16 protein-coding genes and 1 pseudogene are annotated in these 18,005 nt (G+C 71.3%); 10 read left to right on the top strand and 7 right to left on the bottom strand.

What is annotated here, in order from left to right:
* Positions 1 to 2 precede the first annotated feature (2 nt).
* Both Q4V64_RS39995 and Q4V64_RS39990 read left to right on the top strand, forming a co-directional pair.
* The gene (locus Q4V64_RS39995; RefSeq protein WP_124438515.1) at positions 3 to 248 is read left to right on the top strand and encodes a hypothetical protein; all 246 of its coding nucleotides are present in this window, start codon (positions 3 to 5) and stop codon (positions 246 to 248) included.
* Entirely contained in the window at positions 245 to 1,000 is a 756-nt protein-coding gene (locus Q4V64_RS39990; protein ID WP_124438516.1) for a peptidyl-tRNA hydrolase, read from the top strand. The genes Q4V64_RS39995 and Q4V64_RS39990 overlap by 4 nt, the downstream gene beginning before the upstream one ends.
* Before the next feature lie 19 nt (positions 1,001 to 1,019).
* On the opposite strand, the gene Q4V64_RS39985 is transcribed toward Q4V64_RS39990, so the two are convergent.
* Entirely contained in the window at positions 1,020 to 1,292 is a 273-nt protein-coding gene (locus Q4V64_RS39985; protein WP_124438517.1) for a hypothetical protein, read from the bottom strand.
* Positions 1,293 to 1,646: 354 nt separating this feature from the next.
* Here Q4V64_RS39985 and Q4V64_RS39980 point away from each other — a divergent pair, with 354 nt between their 5' ends.
* The 5 genes from Q4V64_RS39980 (at position 1,647) to Q4V64_RS39960 (ending at position 8,011) form a co-directional block, all read left to right on the top strand.
* Positions 1,647 to 1,850, top strand: coding sequence for a cold-shock protein (locus Q4V64_RS39980; RefSeq protein WP_124438518.1), 204 nt, complete (start codon positions 1,647 to 1,649; stop codon positions 1,848 to 1,850).
* 141 nt (positions 1,851 to 1,991) lie between these two features.
* Complete coding sequence (locus Q4V64_RS39975) at positions 1,992 to 3,089, top strand: acyl-CoA desaturase (protein ID WP_253266824.1); 1,098 nt, start codon at positions 1,992 to 1,994, stop codon at positions 3,087 to 3,089.
* Between the two features lie 225 nt (positions 3,090 to 3,314).
* Positions 3,315 to 4,652: a DUF692 domain-containing protein gene (locus Q4V64_RS55535; RefSeq protein WP_124438519.1), complete on the top strand. Its 1,338-nt coding sequence runs from the start codon at positions 3,315 to 3,317 to the stop codon at positions 4,650 to 4,652.
* 751 nt (positions 4,653 to 5,403) lie between these two features.
* The gene (locus Q4V64_RS39965) at positions 5,404 to 6,192 is read left to right on the top strand and encodes a DUF4142 domain-containing protein (RefSeq protein WP_124438537.1); all 789 of its coding nucleotides are present in this window, start codon (positions 5,404 to 5,406) and stop codon (positions 6,190 to 6,192) included.
* A gap of 187 nt (positions 6,193 to 6,379) precedes the next feature.
* Positions 6,380 to 8,011 carry an alpha/beta hydrolase gene (locus Q4V64_RS39960; protein ID WP_124438538.1) on the top strand — a complete coding sequence of 544 codons (1,632 nt, stop codon included), beginning with the start codon at positions 6,380 to 6,382 and terminating at the stop codon, positions 8,009 to 8,011.
* Here Q4V64_RS39960 and hemQ read toward each other — a convergent pair whose 3' ends face one another.
* Positions 8,012 to 8,743: a hydrogen peroxide-dependent heme synthase gene (gene hemQ / locus Q4V64_RS39955; protein ID WP_124438539.1), complete on the bottom strand. Its 732-nt coding sequence runs from the start codon at positions 8,741 to 8,743 to the stop codon at positions 8,012 to 8,014. It abuts the gene before it with no gap.
* A 5-nt stretch (positions 8,744 to 8,748) separates the two neighbouring features.
* On the bottom strand, positions 8,749 to 10,383 hold the full coding sequence (gene hemG / locus Q4V64_RS39950; RefSeq protein WP_253266825.1) for a protoporphyrinogen oxidase: 1,635 nt from the start codon (positions 10,381 to 10,383) through the stop codon (positions 8,749 to 8,751).
* Positions 10,384 to 10,544: 161 nt separating this feature from the next.
* On the opposite strand from hemG, the gene Q4V64_RS39945 reads away from it, so the two are divergent.
* On the top strand, positions 10,545 to 11,528 hold the full coding sequence (locus tag Q4V64_RS39945; RefSeq protein ID WP_124438540.1) for a DUF4349 domain-containing protein: 984 nt from the start codon (positions 10,545 to 10,547) through the stop codon (positions 11,526 to 11,528).
* A 46-nt stretch (positions 11,529 to 11,574) separates the two neighbouring features.
* Positions 11,575 to 12,981: an FAD-dependent oxidoreductase gene (locus Q4V64_RS39940; RefSeq protein WP_172629080.1), complete on the top strand. Its 1,407-nt coding sequence runs from the start codon at positions 11,575 to 11,577 to the stop codon at positions 12,979 to 12,981.
* Between the two features lie 28 nt (positions 12,982 to 13,009).
* On the opposite strand, the gene Q4V64_RS39935 is transcribed toward Q4V64_RS39940, so the two are convergent.
* The gene (locus tag Q4V64_RS39935; RefSeq protein WP_124438541.1) at positions 13,010 to 13,336 is read right to left on the bottom strand and encodes a hypothetical protein; all 327 of its coding nucleotides are present in this window, start codon (positions 13,334 to 13,336) and stop codon (positions 13,010 to 13,012) included.
* 125 nt (positions 13,337 to 13,461) lie between these two features.
* Here Q4V64_RS39935 and Q4V64_RS39930 point away from each other — a divergent pair, with 125 nt between their 5' ends.
* Positions 13,462 to 14,280, top strand: coding sequence for a rhomboid family intramembrane serine protease (locus Q4V64_RS39930; RefSeq protein ID WP_124438542.1), 819 nt, complete (start codon positions 13,462 to 13,464; stop codon positions 14,278 to 14,280).
* Positions 14,281 to 14,432: 152 nt separating this feature from the next.
* Here Q4V64_RS39930 and Q4V64_RS39925 read toward each other — a convergent pair whose 3' ends face one another.
* The 3 genes and pseudogenes from Q4V64_RS39925 to Q4V64_RS39915 all read right to left on the bottom strand — a co-directional run bounded on the left by Q4V64_RS39925 (position 14,433) and on the right by Q4V64_RS39915 (position 17,995).
* Entirely contained in the window at positions 14,433 to 15,812 is a 1,380-nt protein-coding gene (locus tag Q4V64_RS39925) for a family 43 glycosylhydrolase (RefSeq protein WP_124438543.1), read from the bottom strand.
* Between the two features lie 430 nt (positions 15,813 to 16,242).
* Positions 16,243 to 16,494 (bottom strand): annotated as a pseudogene (locus tag Q4V64_RS55530) (peptide synthetase); the annotation flags it as partial.
* Positions 16,495 to 17,341: 847 nt separating this feature from the next.
* Entirely contained in the window at positions 17,342 to 17,995 is a 654-nt protein-coding gene (locus Q4V64_RS39915) for a hypothetical protein (RefSeq protein ID WP_124438544.1), read from the bottom strand.
* Between the last annotated feature and the right edge of the window lie 10 nt (positions 17,996 to 18,005).

Raw genomic sequence — 18,005 nt, 5'->3', positions numbered from 1 at the left:
GTATGAGCGAGGACGACTACTGCCTGATCGACGCGACCAGGCCGCCCAAGGCAGAGGGGCCTCCGTACGCGGATTGCGTGCTGTGCCGTGAGCCGACGGAGTACCCGGAGTCGTACAAGGGCATCACGCTCTGCCCTGTGTGCTGGGGGTCCCCCCGCTCGAGCGAAGCCGAGAGTGGGGGAGGCAGGAGGCCAGCGGACGGCCTGCTCGGGGTGACGCTCGCCCAGGTTGGCAGACTGGACGCGTGAGCCTTGATCCGACGCCTGTGAATGACAGCCCCTTCCGGTCCGAGCGGAGCACACGCGACCACGCACCGCAGTTCGTGCTGCCCCTGGTCGTCCGTATCGAACGAGCCGCACCGCCCGCCCGTACCGACGCCCTGGAGACCGCCGCGCGCGCCGTACTCGTCATGCTCAGTGACGAGCGGTCCCTCGGTGACGGCGAGTGGGCTCAGGCCGTGCGGGACTGGCAGGACGCGCGGATCCGGAAGGTCGTGCGGCGAGCCCGCGGAGCGGAGTGGCGGCGGGCCGAGGCACTGCCCGGGATCACGGTCACCGGCGAGTCGGCCGAGGTGCGGGTCTTCCCGCCCGTACCGCTGGACGGCTGGCCCAAGGACCTGGCCCGGCTCCAGGTCTCCGGTACCGACCTCGACGACCCGGAGCCGCCGGTGGACGCGGACGGGTCGGCGCCGGTGCTCTGGCTGAACCCGGACCTGGAGATGTCGGCCGGCAAGTCGATGGCGCAGGCCGGACACGGTGCCCAGCTCGCCTGGTGGGAGCTGTCGGACGTGGAGCGGGCCGCCTGGCGCGAGGCGGGGTTCCCGCTCGCCGTGCGCCCCGCCGCCGAGGGCCGTTGGCGGGACCTCACCAGGAGCGGGCTGCCGTTGGTGCGGGACGCGGGGTTCACGGAGATCGCGCCCGGCACAACCGTCGCGGTCGAGGGATACGACCGCGTCAGCGCCTTGCCGGCCGACGCGCGTCGGCCGATCACCTGGCGCTGAGGGGAGTGGGACGGACGGCTCAGGAGCCGTCGCCCTCATGCCTGCGCACGCGCTCGGCCAGCGGGAGGGGCGTCTCGTCCAGACCGGTGACCGACCCGCTCGCCATCCGGGCGCACGTCCCGTGGCAGGCAAGCAGCTGCCTGTCGTCGCGGTGCGAGACCACCACCGCCTCCACGTCCGGCCGGCTCCGGTAGTCGGTGCCGCAGATGAGGCAGGCCAGCCCGGAGAGCATCTCGGCGGTCGGTTCGGGGCGGCCGCGGCGGCGGCCGGAGATCGCGTCCTGTGAATACATGCGTCCAGCATCCTTTTGATCGGTTCAGGGCGTGCGCGAGGTGCCGGAACGAGGTGCGCTCAGTGCCGCAACCGTACTCCCCTCCGGCCCCGGAGCCGACCCGTTCCGGCCCTGGAGCCGACCCGTCGGGGCGTCCTTGGAGCTTTCCCCGCCCGCCCGGGAACTTTGCCGGCGCTCGCTACGTTGGAGCCGATGGTTGTAGTTGAAGTTTGCGAACGTGTGAGCGCCCGCGGAGTTCTGACAGCGGGCGCTTCGTCGTTTTCGGGGGTTTTCTTCGACGGCTGGCGACCAGCAGCCCGGGTTCGCGCGAACGCGCGTTTCCCGCACTACTCGCCATCTCGAAGGAGACATCACATGGCTCAAGGAACCGTGAAGTGGTTCAACCCGGACAAGGGTTTCGGCTTCATCGCCCCCGATGAGGGCGGCGCCGACCTCTTCGTCCACCACTCGGCGATCGACACGGGTGGCTTCCGCTCTCTGGAGGAGAACCAGCGGGTGGAGTTCACCGCCACCCAGGGCCCCAGGGGCATGCAGGCCGAACAGGTCCGCGCGCTCTGAGGCGCTCAGAGGACACCCTCACCCTCACCGATGCAGGCCCGCGCCGCGGGCCTGCATCGTGCTGCTTCCCCACGGGTGCCGTATCCGGCGCCTCGTCCCCCGGCGCCGACCAGGCAGCGCCGTGCCCCCGAAAGGAACCCTGTGACCACTGAGATCAGCGCCCGGAGCACCGATCCGGCCGAATACGCCGAGATCACCGAACCCCAGCCCGTCGGCCGGGGCAGCGACTACGCCGCACTCTCCCGCGAGGTGAAGCAGAGCGGGCTGCTGAAGCGGCGCCCGGGCTACTACTCCGTCAAGGTCGGAGGGAACCTGCTCCTGCTGGCCGCCGGCTGGACCGCGTTCGCCCTGATCGGACAGTCGTGGTGGCAGCTGCTGACCGCCGCCTTCCTCGCGGTGATGTTCACCCAGACCGGGTTCATCGGACACGACGCCGGACACCACCAGATCGCCCGCTCCAAGCGCGTCAACAACCTGATCGGTCGCGTGCACGCGGACCTGCTGATCGGCCTCAGCTACGGCTGGTGGATCTCCAAGCACAACCGGCACCACTCCCACCCCAACTACATCGACCGCGACCCCGACATCGCCGACGGCGCGATCGCCTTCACCGAGGACCACGCCCGCGTCCGCAGCGGAGCGTACGCCTGGCTGGCCCGCCACCAGGCCTGGCTGTTCTTCCCCATGCTGCTGCTGGAAGGACTCGCCCTGCACGTCGCCGGCGTACGGGCGCTGCTCGAGCGCACCGGCACCGCGACCTCGCGCGCGACCAAGCTGGGCGAGGCGGCCATGCTGACGGCGCATCTCGGCGGATATCTCGCCGCGCTGTTCCTGGTCCTGTCTCCCCTCCAGGCCGTGTGCTTCCTCGCTGTGCACCAAGGACTGTTCGGGCTGTACATGGGGTGCTCGTTCGCCCCGAACCACAAGGGCATGGCCATGTTCGCCAAGGACGACAAGGTCGACTTCCTGCGTCGGCAGGTCCTGACGTCACGCAACATCCGCGGCGGACGGTTCACCGACTTCGCGCTCGGCGGGCTGAACTACCAGATCGAGCACCACCTGTTCCCCTCCATGCCGCGGCCCGGCCTGCGCCATGCCCAGGAGATCGTCCGCTCGTTCTGCGCCCGGCACGGCATCGCCTACCACGAGACCGGGCTCTTCGACTCCTACGCCCAGGTCCTGCGGCACCTCCACGCGGTCGGTGGCCCGCTGCGCCTGCGCCCGGAGCTGGAGTACTGATCACCGCTGGAGTACTGATCACCGCTCCCTCGTCCTTCACCGGCCGTTGAACGGCCCGGCCGCCCTCCTCGTATCTCCTGGCACTGGCCGAGCGACACCCGCGCCGAACCTCAAATGTTGCTCTGAACGTTCCCGCGGCGGGGTTCGGGCGCGGGCGCCGGGGCCATACCCCCGTCACGCCCGAGGAGGCGCACCGCGTATCCGGAGGAAACCGAGGAGGGGACCATGGAGCGACTGGGGACGGGCATCGGGTGGCGACCGGAGATCGCGGACGCCGTGGAACGGATGCCGGGCATCGACTGGGTCGAGGTCGTGGCCGAGAACGTGTGCCCCGGCCACCTCCCTCAGTCGCTGCTGCGCCTGCGCGAACGCGGGGTGACGGTGGTCCCGCACGGCGTCTCGCTCGGCCTCGGCGGCGCGGACCGCCCGGACTCCGGGCGGCTGACCGCCCTGGCCGAACGGGCCGAGGCGCTGAACTCCCCCCTGCTCACCGAGCACATCGCGTTCGTCCGGGCGGGCGGCCCGCTGACCGCCTCCCCCCGCCTGGAGGCGGGCCACCTGCTGCCCGTCCCCCGCACTCGCGACGCCCTCGACGTGCTGTGCGAGAACGTCCGCATCGCGCAGGACGCGCTGCCGGTGCCGCTCGCCGTCGAGAACATCGCCGCCCTCATCTCCTGGCCCGGCGAGGAGATGACCGAGGGGCAGTTCCTGTACGAGCTGGCCGACCGCACGGGCGTGCGCCTCCTCATCGACGTGGCGAACCTCCACACCAACCACGTCAACCGCGGCGAGGACCCGGCGGCGGCGCTCGCCGAACTCCCCCTGGAGGCCATCGCGTACGTCCATGTCGCGGGCGGCTTCGAACGCGACGGCGTCTGGCACGACAGCCACGCCCACCCCGTCCCGCGCCCGGTCCTCGACATCCTGACCGACCTCGCCTCCCGGGTCTCCCCGCCGGGCGTCCTGCTCGAACGGGACGAGAACTTCCCCGAAGCGACGGAACTGGAAGGGGAGCTGGAGGCGATACGGGAGGCACTGGAGAAGGGCGGCGCGAAGGCCACCACCCGCACGACCCCGGCCGCCCCTGTCACACCGCCGACGACGACAGCGGCAGACGCCCCCACCGATCCGGCCGCCGACCCCACCGCCCCCACCCGCCAGCGCCTCGCCCTCGCGCAGACCGCGCTGCTGTCCGCGCTGGTCGCGGGGACGCCCGTCCCCGAGGGATTCGACCGGGTACGGCTCGGCATGCAGGCGCGGGCCCTGGCGGGAAAGCGAGCGGACGTGGTGTCGAAGGTCGCGCCCGAACTCCCGGACATTCTCGGCACCGACTACCGCCCCGCCTTCCTCGTCTACGCCCACGGCCACCCGATGACCGACGGCTACCGCCGCGACGCCCTGAACTTCGCCGAGCACCTGCTGCTCGCCGGGCGCCTGGAAGATGCGGGGACACGGCGGCAACTTCGGGACTGGTGGCTGGAGCGCTCGGGCCCGGCACCCCGCCCACCACGCCCGACGGCCCGACTGGCACGCGCGACGCGACGGGTACTACTGCGCCGCTGACCAAGAAGGCCACGCCGACCGCAGCCAGCCAGGCGCCCTCACTTCTTGGACCGCTCTTCAGCGCTTGAGCCGGGTGGTGGCTGGGCGGAGCGCCAGCGGGCGTGGCAGGGCGGAGCCCCGTGAGGGGTGCAGGGGACGCAGTCCCCGCGCGGGGCCCGGGGCGGAGCCGCGATAGGGGTGCAGGGGCGAAGCCCCGTGAGAGGTCCACAGGGCGAAGCCCGCCGGGGTTCGGGGCGGAGCCTCGCCAGGGGTGCAGGGGACGCAGTCCCCGCCGGGGTCTGGGGCGGAGCCCCAGGAGGGTCACCTCTCGAGGTACCGAGTCGGGTGGTGGGTGGGCATAGGCCGGGGGTCCAGGGGGCTGAGCCCCCTGGCGGGGTCGAAGGGGCGGAGCCCCTGGTGATGGGACGGGTAGGGGCGGCGGGGGCGAGAAACACCCGGCGCCCCCCAGCCGCACCCCCGACCAACTGCCCACCCGCCCTACGCCCCTCCCCGCTCCCCCCTAAGCACCCACCCCCACCCCCTCCCCCCACCAGGTGTGCCGGGGCTAACACCCCTGTCCCACAGCCCAGCCACCCCACCCGGTTCACCACCCTTTACACCGTATGCACCCCACAATCCCTCCCCCATTCACCCCACCTCACCCCCGAAACAACCATTCACCCCCGTACGACAGTTGGCGTAGACCCGGCAGTAACATGCCAATCCCGCACCCGAAACGCACTAGCGTGCGGTGCCGCAAGCAGGAGGCACCATGCGACCCCGACCCCCCATCAACGGCCGAGGAATATTCAGCGGGACCGGGATCATCATCACCGGCCTGACGGCGACCCTCGTCGCGCTGATCTTCCCGATCTGGTCGTACGAAGACAGGTCAGGTACAGGCCTGGACGTACTGAACGCCGAGACCGTGTCGACGCGATACGGTCCGCTGTCCGCCCTCGACCGGGACTTCGTCACAAAGGTCCGGCTGGCCGGCCTGTGGGAGCTGCCCGCCGGCCAGCAGGCACAGCAGAAGGGCACCACCCCGGCCGTACGGACGGCGGGCCGGCACCTCGTCGAAGGCCACACCTTCCTGGACGAACGGGTCCGCGACGTCGCCTCCGAGCTCGGCCTGGAACTGCCCAACGAGCCCACCGACCAGCAAAAACAGTGGCTCGCCACCCTGAACTCGGCACAGAGCGTCGAGTACGACCGCGAGTTCGCCAACATCCTGCGGCTGGCGCACGGCAAGGTCTTCTCGGTCGTCGCCCAGGTACGGGCGAGCACCCGCAACTCCCTCGTCCGGACCCTCGCCGACGACGCGAACGCGACCGTACTGGACCACATCAAGGTCCTGGAGGCCACCGGCTACGTCGACTTCGACGCACTCGCCCGGGACATGGTCGCCGGCAGCACTCCCCCGCTCACCAACTCCCCGGCCCCACCCGGCCCGATCGCCGACCCGAACCCGCCGACCCCGGTCACCCCCGCACCGACACCGAGCTACCCGCTCCCCCCACCCGCCACCAGCCCACCACCCGAGACTCTCAGCAATTCCTGAGAGAACCCGAGAAAAACCTGAGAGCCCCCGAGAGCCCACGAGAGCCCACGAGACCCTCCGAGACCCCCTGAGAGAAAGGGGGGCGCACGGAGGCATTGACAGCGACACCGGGCCCACGGTGCTTGCCTTCGTCAACCGGTGCCCGAAATATCCCCTTTGTTGCTGCCGTGCACCGAAGGGATACGCGATGAGAGCCCCCGCCCTCTACTCGGCCGCCGGGTCCTTGCTCCTGACCACACTCGCGGCCGCCCCGGCCGCCCCGGCCGACGGCGCCCCGGCCATGCCGGTCGCGGCCGAACTGCGCGGCACCGCGGTGGCCGCCGCGCGCGCCGAGGCGGAGGGCATCGCGTTCGGGAAGTGCACGGCGGAGCCGGAGATGCCGGACCATGTGCAGTGCGGCACGGTGTCCGTCCCGCTCGACTACGCCCGTCCGCACGGCAAGCAGATCAAACTGACCGTCAGCCGTATGCGCGCCACCCACAAGGACCCGTCCAACAGCAAGCGCCGGGTGCCCCGGCAGGGCGCCCTGGTCTACAACCCGGGCGGTCCGGGCGCCACCGGCATGTACTTCCCGCTGGTCGGTGTGCTCCCCGAGTGGAAGCGGATCGCGGCGGCGTACGACCTCATCGGCTACGCCCCGCGCGGGGTGGGCCGCTCGGCGCCCCTGTCCTGCAAGGACCCCAAGCAGTTCCTCCAGGCGCCCTCGCAGGCGCCGACGCACCCCTCGGAGTCGTACAAGCGGGAGCGCATCGCGCAGGCGAAGGCGTACGCGCGCGGCTGCGCCCAGCGTGCGGGCGGTTCGCTGCGGCACTACACGTCCCTGAACAACGCCCGGGACCTGGACGTCCTGCGCGCCGCGCTGGGCGAGCACAGGCTGACGTTCATGGGCGCGTCGTACGGCACGTACTTCGGGGCGCTGTACGCGACCCTGTTCCCCTCGCACGTACGGCGGATGGTGTTCGACTCGGCGGTGAACCCGGACCCCGAGCAGATCTGGTACCGCAACAACCTCCACCAGTCTGCCGCGTTCGAGGGCCGCTGGGAGGACATCCGGGAGTGGATCGCCCGGCACGACGACGTGTACGGACTGGGCGACACGGCTCAGGAGGTGCTGCGCAGCTACGAGAAGGCACGGGCGCGGCTGGCGGTGAAGCCGGCGGGCGGGAAGGTCGGGCCCGCGCAGTTGCAGGGCGCGTTCCTGTCGGCGGGGTACTACGACGACTACTGGCCGCAGCGCGCGTACGCGCTGTCGGCGTATCTGAAGGGCGACCCGAAGCCGCTGATCGAGCAGGCCGGGCCGCATCCGCAGGGGGCGGCCGAGGCGGAGAACACCCACGCGGTCTACACAGCCGTCGAGTGCAACGACGCGCCCTGGCCGACGGACTGGAGCGTGTGGGACCGGGACAACACGCGGCTCGCGCGGATCGCGCCCTTCGAGACCTGGGACAACGTGTGGATGAATCTGCCGTGCGCCTACTGGCCGGCGCCTCGGCAGCAGCCCCTCGACGTGCGGACCGGGCGGGGTGAGCTGCCGCCGACGCTGATCCTGGCCGCCGAGCGGGACGCGGCCACGCCGTACGACGGAGCCCTGGAACTGCACCGGCGCCTGTCGGGTTCGGTGCTGGTGACCGAGCGGGGCTCGGGCACGCACGGCATCGCGGGCGGCCCGAACCCCTGCGTCAACGGGCACGTCGAGGCGTATCTGCTGCGGGGCGACCTGCCGACGCGGCGCGCGTCCTGCGCACCGCGCCCCGAACCGAGCCCGAAGTCGGCGGCCGACGTCAAGAAGGTGCCGGCCGCCGCCATGCCCCCACGCTGATCAGGCCAGGCCCGAGACCAGCTCGGCCACGGACTTGCGTCGCCCGGTGAAGAACGGCACCTCCTCGCGGACGTGCCTCCGGGCCTCCGAGCCGCGCAGGTGGCGCATGAGGTCGACGATGCGGTAGAGCTCGTCGGCCTCGAAGGCGAGGATCCACTCGTAGTCGCCCAGCGAGAACGAGGCGACCGTGTTGGCGCGCACGTCCGCGAAGCCGCGGGCCATCTTGCCGTGGTCGGCGAGCATGCGGCGACGGTCCTCGTCGGGCAGCAGGTACCAGTCGTACGAGCGTACGAAGGGGTAGACGCTGACGTAGTTGCGGGGCGTCTCGTCGGCGAGGAACGCCGGGATGTGCGAGCGGTTGAACTCGGCGGGGCGGTGCAGCGCCATGTTCGACCACACCGGCTCCAGGGCGCGGCCCAGCTTGGTGCGGCGGAAGAGGTTGTACGCCTCCTGGAGCTGGTCGCTGGTCTCCGCGTGCCACCAGATCATGAGGTCGGCGTCGGCGCGCAGGCCCGACACGTCGTACGTGCCGCGGATCGTCACGTCCTTGGCGGCGAGCTGGTCGAACAGGTCCTGGACCTCGTCGGCGTAGCCCGCGCGGTCCTCGGGGAGTACGTCCTTCAGCTTGAAGACGGACCAGAGGGTGTAGCGAATGACCTCGTTGAGGTCCTTGGCCAGCTTGCCCTTGTTCGGGATCCTGGCGGACTCGGTGGTGGGGGCGTCGTCACTCATGGTCCTTATTCTCCCGCTCCTCCGTGCAGACTCCGCACCGGGGCGGCGGTGAGCTCCTGCGCAGCTCGCAGGTCACCCTGGATCTGGTCGACGGCCGCGTACGCGCTCGCGATGCAGGCGGGGATGCCCACGCCGTCGTACGGCGCGCCGCACACCGCCAGGCCCGGCAGCTTGCCGACGTGCTCGCGGATGCGGGCCACGCGCGCGTGGTGGCCGACGGGGTACTGGGGCAGGCCGTCGGTCCACCGGGTGACGCGGGTTTCGACGGGGGTGGCGTCCAGGCCGGTGGCCTGCTGGAGGTCGTGCCGCGAGACGTCCACCAGGCCGGTGTCCTCGCGCCGGAGGATCTCCGTCTCGCCGTACCGCCCGACGGAGGTGCGCAGGACGACCAGGTCCGGGTTCTCGTCGGCGATCCAGCCCCACTTCTGGGAGGCGAAGGTCGACGCCTTGATGGTGCGTCCGTCGACGGGCGGCACGAGGAAGCCGCTGCCCTCGGGGAGGGAGATCTCGTCGCGGCGGTAGGCGAGGGTGACCAGGGCCATGGAGGCGTACTCGACGCCGGCCAGTTCGGCGGCGGCTTCGGGGGCCTCGGCGCGCAGGAGTCCTGCGGCGGCCGGGGCGGGGACGGCGACGACGACGGCGTCCGCGTACAGCACACGATCACCGGCGACGATCCGCCAGGTCGCGGGCGGCTGGGCTGCCGCGGGGCGGTGAGCCGGCGGGGCGTCGGAGACGGGGGACTTGGCCGCGTGGGCCCCGCTCGCCTGGTCCACCGCCTCGTCCCCTGCCTCGTCCTCCGCCCGCACCGCGCGGCTCTCAGCGGCCGCCCCGCCACGGCCGAACGGCAGCTCGCCCGCGTCTTCCGCCCCCGTCGGCCCCACTCTGCGCAGCTCCGTCACCGGCACCCCGGTGAGGATCTCGCCCCCGCGTGCCCGCACCGCCTCCGCGACCGCGAGCGGAAGGGTGCCCACGCCGCCCTCGATGCCCATGAACACCGGCCCGGTCTGCTGGTTGGCAGCGGCCTTGGCCTGGATCTCGCGGACCGCCTCGGTCAGGGAGTCGTGCGTCCGCGCGGCCTGGAAGAGCTGCGGGACCGCCGAGCGCATCGAGATGCGGTACGCGTCGCCCGCGTAGACCCCGCCCAGCAGCGGCTCGACGAGGCGGTCGACGACCTCGCGGCCCAGCCGCGCCGCCACGTACTCCCCGACGGCGACGTCGTCGCCGATCTCCGTGCGGGGCAGGTCGGCGTCGCGCTCGATGCGGGTGAGGCCCTCGTCGGACAGCACACCGGAGAGGGCGGACGCTGTGCCGGGGACACCCATGACGTGTCCCTTGGGCATGGGGCGCAGGGCGCCGCGGGTCCACAGGGAGGCGGTCGCGGTGGCGGGCGGCTGGAGGCGGTCGGTGAGGCCGACCTCGCGGGCGAGGGCCACGGCCTCCGGGCGGCGGGCGAGCATCGACTCGGCGCCGAAGTCGACGCGCGCGCCAGCGATCTCGCCGGGCAGCAGCTTGCCGCCGACGCGGTCCGACGCCTCCAGCACGGTCACTCTCGCACCGCTCCGCAACAGCCGGTGGGCAGCGGCCAGTCCCGCGATGCCCGCACCGATGACGACGACCCGACCCGCACCTGTTGCGCTCATGTCCCCACTTTCTCAGACCCCACTGACACTCCCGCGGCACCCCGGTGTCCTTCACGAGTCCTGACCGTGACCGCATCGGGACCGTCGAAGGCAAACGTCCCGGCCGGTCCCGGCGTCGAAGGAGCGTCAGTCGTCACGACGACCCTCGGGGGTACGCCCACATGCGCGCACGACGTTCCGTACGACCTGTTCAGGCCCTGGCCGGAATCCTGCTGGCCGCGGCCCTCGCGCTCACCGGCTGCAGCGGCGGCGCCGACAGCGACTCCGGCGGCGACAGCAGCCTCGCCCAGTCGGGCGCGAAGGAGGCCGCCCCGGGCGCTGCGGCGGACAGCGGCAACGGTGCGAGCGGCGCCAAGGCCACCGCGCCGCCCAAGCTCACCGCGAGCCACATCATCCGCACCGCCTCCCTCACCGTGCAGGTCAAGGACGTGCCGAAGGCCCTCGACGCGGCCCGCAGCACCACCGAGAACGCGGGCGGCTACGTCGGCGACGAGTCCACCACCCGGGACGAGGAGGGCCGCGAGCGCACCCGGGTCGTGCTGCGTGTGCCCGTCGACGAGTACGACGAGGTCCTCACCGACCTCCAGGGCGCGGGCAAGCTCCTCGAACGCACCGCGAAGGCGCAGGACGTCACCGACCAGGTCGTCGACGTGGACAGCCGCATCAAGTCGCAGCGGGCCAGTGTGGCGCGGGTGCGGGAACTGATGGACCAGGCCACCAAGCTCAGCGACGTGGTGACCCTGGAGGGGGAACTGAGCAGGCGGGAGGCCGATCTGGAGGCGCTGCTGGCCCAGCAGGCGTCCCTGAAGGACCGCACCAGCCTGGCCACCATCACCCTCTCCCTGTCCGAGACTCCGGTGAAGAAGGCCGCACAGGAGGACGACGACCCCGGCTTCGTGGACGCCGTGGCGGGCGGCTGGGACGCGTTCGTGACGATGCTGCGCTGGATCGTGGTGGTGCTCGGCGCGGTGCTGCCGTTCGCGGCGGTCATCGCGCTGATCGTGCTGGTGTGGCTGCGGATCGTACGGCCCCGGCTGCCGCGCCGGCCGGCCGCCGCGTCGGCGATGACCGCGCTGGGCCCGCTGCCGACGGCCCGGCAGGCACCGGAGCCCACGCACCCGCGGGAAGGCGACGAGGAGAACTGAACCGGACCGGGCAGCACCGAAATGCCCCGCCCCGTAGCGTGTTCGCATGAGCGTGAGCATGAGCGGAACGAGCCGTGGGGCAGAGCGTCTGGTCGTGATCGGCGGCGACGCCGCGGGCATGTCCGCGGCGTCGCAGGCACGCCGGCTGAAGCGCCCGGACGAGCTGGAGATCGTGGCCTTCGAGCGCGGTCACTTCACCTCCTTCTCGGCGTGCGGCATCCCTTACTGGGTGGGCGGCGAAGTCTCCGACCGCGACCGGTTGATCGCCCGCACGGCCGAGGAGCACCGCGCGCGGGACATCGATCTGCGCATGCGGACGGAGGTCACGGAGATCGACGTGGCCCGCGGGCGGGTACGCGCGCGTGACGTGGATTCCGGCGCCGAGTCCTGGACGTCGTACGACAAACTCGTGATCGCGACCGGGGCCCGCCCGATCCGCCCGCACCTGCCGGGTGTCGACGCGCCCGGCGTGCACGGCGTGCAGACGCTCGACGACGGCCAGGCGCTCCTGGACACGCTGGCACGCACGCGTGGCCGCCGCGCGGTCGTGGTCGGCGCGGGCTACATCGGCGTCGAGATGGCCGAGGCGCTCATCAACCGCGGGTACGAGGTGACGGTCGTCAACCGCGGCAGCGAACCGATGTCCACGCTCGACCCGGACATGGGCCGCCTGGTGCACGGGGCCATGGAGGGCCTGGGCATCACCATGGTGAACGACGCGGAGGTGACCAAGCTGCTGACGGGCCAGGACGGCCGGGTGCGGGCGGTCGCGACGCAGGACGCCGAGTACCCGGCGGACGTGGTCGTGCTCGGCATCGGCGTACGCCCCGACACGGCGCTCGCCGAGGCGGCGGGGCTGCCCCTGGGGGCTCACCGCGGGCTGCTGACGGACCTGGCGATGCGGGTGCGCGGGTACGAGAACGTCTGGGCCGGCGGCGACTGCGTGGAGGTCCTCGACCTGGTCTCCGGGCAGGAACGGCACATCGCCCTCGGCACCCACGCCAATAAGCACGGCCAGGTCATCGGCACCAACGCCGCCGGCGGCTACGCCACCTTCCCCGGCGTGGTCGGCACGGCGGTGAGCAAGGTCTGCGACCTGGAGATCGCCCGCACGGGCCTGCGCGAGAAGGACGCCCGCCGCGTCGGCCTCCAGTTCGAAACGGTGACGATCGAGTCGACCAGCCGCGCCGGCTACTACCCCGGCGCCTCCCCCATGACGGTCAAGATGCTCGCCGAACGCCGCACGGGACGGCTGCTCGGCGTGCAGATCGTCGGCAGGGAAGGCGCCGGCAAGCGGGTCGACATCGCCGCGGTGGCCCTGACGGCCGGGATGACGGTGGACCGGATGACGTCCCTGGACCTGGGGTACGCGCCGCCGTTCTCACCTGTATGGGACCCGATACTGGTAGCAGCCCGCAAAGCTGCGAAGGCTGTCCAGGAAAACGCCCTGTAGCCCCCTACGGCACTATCGCAACAGCCCCCTACGCCGTCCCATTGATCCGATCGATAGCCTGTCGAGCCTGCTCGGCCGGCGGCCGAGCGGGCAGCGACGACACCGACGCACTGGACGGCATCGCGGCAGCCGGCTGCGCCCCCGCCGGCCTCGCATGCGCGGCCCCCGTCGCGCTCGACCGCAGCCGATGGCTCACCGCCTCGTCGAGAGTGACCGGCCGCTGCTTCTGCGTGGCCAGCCGCCCGGCCTCCTGGCCGAGCCTGGCCACGTCCTCCCACGGCAGCCGCAGCACCACCGCGATCTCGGCTTCCCCGTCGGGCGTCGCCACCATCGGAGGAGTAACTCGGTCGTTCATCGCCTGTTCCTCACGTCGTCCCCGCGACCCGCCTTCCCCGTGCCGCGGGCGGTTGAGGACACATACGCACGCGCGGACGGCGGCGTTCACCGATTCGCCGCCCGCATCAGGGGCACTACTTCCTTGTGGTCATCCCCGTCCATGACGTGAACCCGGCGCGCCGCACCCCCTGGGTGACGTACGCGCTGATCGCCGCGAACGTCTTCGTCTTCCTCTCCACGCCCGGCCTCGCCGGCTCCGTGGCGGGGGACAGCCACCTGGCCCAGCTCTGCAACCTCCAGGCGTTCCTGGACCATTACGCGGCGGTGCCACGGGAGTTGATCCACCATCAGATGCCGCGACTGGTCCCCACGGGCGACGTCGGGGTGGGCCCGCAAGGGGCGGGCTGCGTGGTCGGGCCGCCGAGTTACGACAAGTCCCCCGAACTGTCCGTCCTCACGGCGATGTTCCTGCACGGCGGCTGGCTGCACCTGCTGGGCAACATGCTGTTCCTGCTGATCTTCGGCAACAACATCGAGGACCGGATGGGCCACATCCGCTTCGCGCTGTTCTACGCCGCCTGCGGCTACGCGGCCTCGTACGGCTTCGCCCTCCTCAACGCCGACTCGGCCGACCCGCTGATCGGCGCGTCGGGAGCCATCGCCGGGGTCCTCGGCGCGTATCTGGTGCTCTACCCGAAGGCCAGGGTCTGGGTCCTCGTGCCGTTCCTGATCTTCCTGCCGCTGCGGCTGCCGGCCTGGCTGGTGCTGGGCTTCTGGTTCGTGCTCCAGGCGGTGTACTCGTCCGGCGAGGGCGTGTCCGACGCCGGGACGGTGGCGTACGCGGCGCACATCGTCGGCTTCCTCGCCGGCATGCTGATCGCCTGGCCGCTGCGCCCCGGAACACCGCCGCCACCGGAGCCGCGCGGCCTGCTGTTCGGCAGGCGGGCACGGCCGGGCTGGTGAGAAGGCGAAGCCGGCCTCGACGCGAGTCCCACAACGGCCGACGGCCCGAAAGCGTGGCTCGGGTCCACCGTGCGGGCCGGCGGCCTGATGGCTCAGCTCGGCAGCCCATGACCGATGGTTGATCTCGGTCAACAAGCCATCTCCCGGGAGCCTCACCTCCCGGGTTCGGTGCGATCGCTGTGCTGGGTCCATGGAAGTGTCCGGCGCTTGACGTACAGGCGATTGCCCGCCGGGCCGATCCATTCCAGCCGCACGACACCGGGGACGGCGGCGTCGGCTTCGCGTGACGGATCCGACCAGTAGCCGGCGCTCGGGTTGCGGAAGAACGTCGACCACGGGCGGCCGTGGTGGTCCACGAAGAAGTTGCTGTGGCCGGCGCCGACACCCGCGGTCCACCGCTCGGAGTACGGGCCCTCGAAGGTGTCCGAGACGGCGACGACCGCGTCGTACTGGTGCTGCCGACGGCCCGGTCCGGGCTTGTCGTAGGCGTACCGCCTGGTGCCGTCGGGATTGGCCGACGTCCGGTCCCAGGCGGCCTGGAGGAGGTAGTACCTGCCCTCATACTTGAACACGTAGGCGCCTTCGAGGTACGGCTCGGGTGAGTAGGGCTTCTGCTGGAACTTCGGGAGGTTCGTGGTCGGGACGATGTCCTCCATGTCGTCCCGGAACCTGGCGTACAGGTCGTTGTGCAGCACGAGCCACGCCTCTTCGCCCTCGGAGTAGAGGCTGCCGTCGATGTGGAAGTAGGCGCCCGGCTCGATGAAGTCCGGCCCGCCGATGACCGGCTCGCCGAAGGGCTTTTCGACGTTGCCCTCGATGAGCCGGTACGGGCCCTCGACCGCGCCCTCGCTGACGAGCATGAACGAGCCGACCTTGCGGGAGTGGTCGCCCATGCACGCGACGATGTACCACCTCCCGCGGACGTAGTGCAGCTCCGGGGCCCAGACCTCGCCGCGCTTGCCGAACCGGTCGTCGTACCAGTACTCCTGCCAGGGAGCGACGACCGTGCGTCCCGGCCGGTTCTCGTCGGCGAACTCCGGTGACCACACCTTGCCCTTCTCGGCGCCGGGCCGGATGCCGGTGGTGTCGGCCGGCGTCCACGGCCCCTCAAGGGAAGAGGACACCCACACGAAGATGCCGTCGTTCCAGGGGGCGGGGCCGTCGAGTCCGGGCGCGTTGGTGGTGCCCGTGGCGACATAGACCGGGCGGCCGTCGACGACGAAGCAGTTGACGTAGGTGTCACGCATCCATACCCGGCCGAGTTGCTCGTCACGGGGGCGCAGTTCGAGAGGGAGGACGAAGGAGTTGTCCTCGCGCGGCCACAGGTCCGGCCGGGTGTCGGCCAGTCCGTAGGGCTCGGGATCGGGCCAGTTCGACGGGTAGCGCCCCAGCGACGCAGCCTCGGCCGGCGCAGGCCCTGCCGACCCGTGCGTCGCCTGCGCAGTGGCCGCGGGCAGGGCCGCCGCCGCTCCCAGGCCGGCGGCGCCGGCCAGTAGGGACCGTCGGGGCAACCCGCTGTCGGTGCTGGTCATCAGTCACGTTCTCCTTCGTCGTCGGGGACGCCGGTGCCCTCTGCGGGAGGACCGCCGACCGGGGGCGATGCCTTCTGCTTCTGGTGTGCTGGGCCGATGAGTTCGTGTTCGCCGTCGACCGCGGCCAGTTCGGCGGGTAGCGGGCGAATCCGTGGCGGATGGACACACTCATCGGCCAGGTGACTCGGCGCAGGCTTCGGCCAGTACAGCGCCCGTCTCTGGGACGAGCCCGGCGACAGGTTCGTGGGTCAGCTCTGTCATCCGCAGCTGCCTCGGCGTCGCTACAGCTCGTTGGGGGATGCTCTGCGAGAGCCGTAGAACCGGCCTTGAGCGCGTTCGGTGTGCGCTGACGAGACAGCGGTCCACGGGTATGACGAGCAAGCGTCCAGAAGTCGTTCGCATCATGCGCGGCTCTGCCCGTCCGGGCGCCTGCGAATCGGACGACCATTTCGTCGGACACGCCGACCGCACGGCGCAGGTCCACCGGGCTCAGGACGCGAACGAACTCGCGCCCTCGTCGGTGGAGTACCACCGTGGCCGCAGCGCAGAGCGCGGCATGCACGGATGTGCGCTCCAAGCGACAGCGACGGACAAGCCGCGTGGTCAGTCCCCGGTCCAAGGCGAGAGCATCGACGTGTGGCCTGCGCCCGGAGAAAGGCAGGAGCTCGCCGACGGCGCTCATGCGCTCGTCATCCTCGCCAGGCGTTCCCGTCGCAGCGTCGCCGGTGTCCGCCGCTCCGCCCACATGGGCGAGGAGTTCCTCCTGCGCTTGTGGAACGTTGCCCGGGGCCAAATCCTCACCACTCAGAGCCGCCACCAGGTCCAGCAGAGCCCGCAGACCGCCGATCCCGTCGGCGATCTGGTGAGCGAACGTGAGCACTACGGCGCACCCCGACTCTCGTGGGACAAGTACGGCACGTGCCAGAGGGCCTGGTGTCGGAGGGATCGGCCGCGTCTGCTCGGCGGCGACGACGGATTGCCACGGAGTGCCGTCGGCGGCTGCCTCGAGAGAGAGCGCGCCTTGGGATGCCCGGAACACAGCCTCGGGCGCGGTGCGATCAACCGCGACCCCGAGCAGCGGATGTCGATCCTGTAATGCCGCCAGCGCCGAAGCCAATCTTGTAGCCGACACTTGGCGGTTCAGCTCGGCGACCAGAGAGAACTGGACCGGGTTGCGGTGCATGTAGAAATCAATGGTCCGCTCGAATGCGCCCAGCGGTCGAACGATGGGGCCTTCTCTCATGGCCATCGCTGTCATCCTCGCGACAGTCCTTTCGTCTTGTAGGGGGCTGGCCACCAGCCAGGACACCGCCTGGCGTATCTGCCGGTCGGACAGGGCCACCGGTGACCTCTCGTCCGGCCGAACGCCTTTCCGCTCCGACATGCTTCGACACATGGTCGACGCTCATGTGCCCCAGCCGCCCCCGACGGCCCTGCTCGACAGGTACGAGTAGCGCAGCGACTGGCCGCGCCCTGGAGCTCGGTGAGCTCGAACTTCCTTCGCGCGAGCGGCCCAGGCCACCGAGGGGTCAGCCCGCCCCGCCGTCGAGCAGCCCGTTGTAGCGCAGCCGCAGCGCCCGCTCGGTGCTGGCCGCCACAGCACAGAGCCCGACCACGGCGTTGCCCCATGCCGGTAGATCGATGGGCGAGGTGAAGGTCCCGACGTACTGGGCGAGGCCCTCCGGCGCCCGGGTGACCTGTTCGGCGAGCTGAAGGATCAGGAGAGCCAGGCCGATGACCAGCATGATCAGCGAGAGGAAGCCGATCCAGCGGCTCAGCGCGGGGTGCGATCGGTCGAGGCGCGCGCGGCGCCCCTCGGCGGAGGCCGGGTCCGGGATGAGCTGGAACTCGGCCCCCTCGGCGGTGACGTAGTGGCAGCGCCTGAGCCCGAAGCTGCTCGTCCTGACTTCGACGGCGCCGCCCTGGACGGGGAAGACGGCAGGGACTTTGGACTCGGCGTGATGCCTGCCATCGAGGTACAGGTGGGCCTTGACGTAGCCGGACGACTGATTCTGATGCCTGACGTCGACGGTGTAGACCGTCTGCCGGCCGTCGTCGTTCATCAGCCGAAGATGGAACAGTGCGCGGGAAAGCGACTGCCACCAGCGGAAGCGCTTCAGCGCTCGCCCGTCCCCGGGCTTGACCCGCTGCACAGCCCGACGATGCCGCCACTCCTTGAACATGCTTCCGCTC

The organism is Streptomyces sp. NL15-2K (genome assembly GCF_030551255.1).
Classification (GTDB): domain Bacteria; phylum Actinomycetota; class Actinomycetes; order Streptomycetales; family Streptomycetaceae; genus Streptomyces.
This window is presented reverse-complemented; position numbering and strand designations above follow the sequence as displayed.

What these genes read in the sequence shown, in the direction of transcription:
- hemG (WP_253266825.1), bottom strand. Translation starts at nt 10,383, where the DNA reads ATGAGCGCAACAGGTGCGGGTCGGGTCGTCGTCATCGGTGCGGGCATC.
- hemQ (WP_124438539.1), bottom strand. Translation starts at nt 8,743, where the DNA reads ATGAGTGACGACGCCCCCACCACCGAGTCCGCCAGGATCCCGAACAAG.
- Q4V64_RS55535 (WP_124438519.1), top strand. Translation starts at nt 3,315, where the DNA reads ATGGAGCGACTGGGGACGGGCATCGGGTGGCGACCGGAGATCGCGGAC.
- Q4V64_RS39945 (WP_124438540.1), top strand. Translation starts at nt 10,545, where the DNA reads ATGCGCGCACGACGTTCCGTACGACCTGTTCAGGCCCTGGCCGGAATC.
- Q4V64_RS39985 (WP_124438517.1), bottom strand. Translation starts at nt 1,292, where the DNA reads ATGTATTCACAGGACGCGATCTCCGGCCGCCGCCGCGGCCGCCCCGAA.
- Q4V64_RS39935 (WP_124438541.1), bottom strand. Translation starts at nt 13,336, where the DNA reads ATGAACGACCGAGTTACTCCTCCGATGGTGGCGACGCCCGACGGGGAA.
- Q4V64_RS39965 (WP_124438537.1), top strand. Translation starts at nt 5,404, where the DNA reads ATGCGACCCCGACCCCCCATCAACGGCCGAGGAATATTCAGCGGGACC.
- Q4V64_RS39960 (WP_124438538.1), top strand. Translation starts at nt 6,380, where the DNA reads ATGAGAGCCCCCGCCCTCTACTCGGCCGCCGGGTCCTTGCTCCTGACC.
- Q4V64_RS39925 (WP_124438543.1), bottom strand. Translation starts at nt 15,812, where the DNA reads ATGACCAGCACCGACAGCGGGTTGCCCCGACGGTCCCTACTGGCCGGC.
- Q4V64_RS39995 (WP_124438515.1), top strand. Translation starts at nt 3, where the DNA reads ATGAGCGAGGACGACTACTGCCTGATCGACGCGACCAGGCCGCCCAAG.
- Q4V64_RS39980 (WP_124438518.1), top strand. Translation starts at nt 1,647, where the DNA reads ATGGCTCAAGGAACCGTGAAGTGGTTCAACCCGGACAAGGGTTTCGGC.
- Q4V64_RS39940 (WP_172629080.1), top strand. Translation starts at nt 11,575, where the DNA reads ATGAGCGTGAGCATGAGCGGAACGAGCCGTGGGGCAGAGCGTCTGGTC.
- Q4V64_RS39915 (WP_124438544.1), bottom strand. Translation starts at nt 17,995, where the DNA reads ATGTTCAAGGAGTGGCGGCATCGTCGGGCTGTGCAGCGGGTCAAGCCC.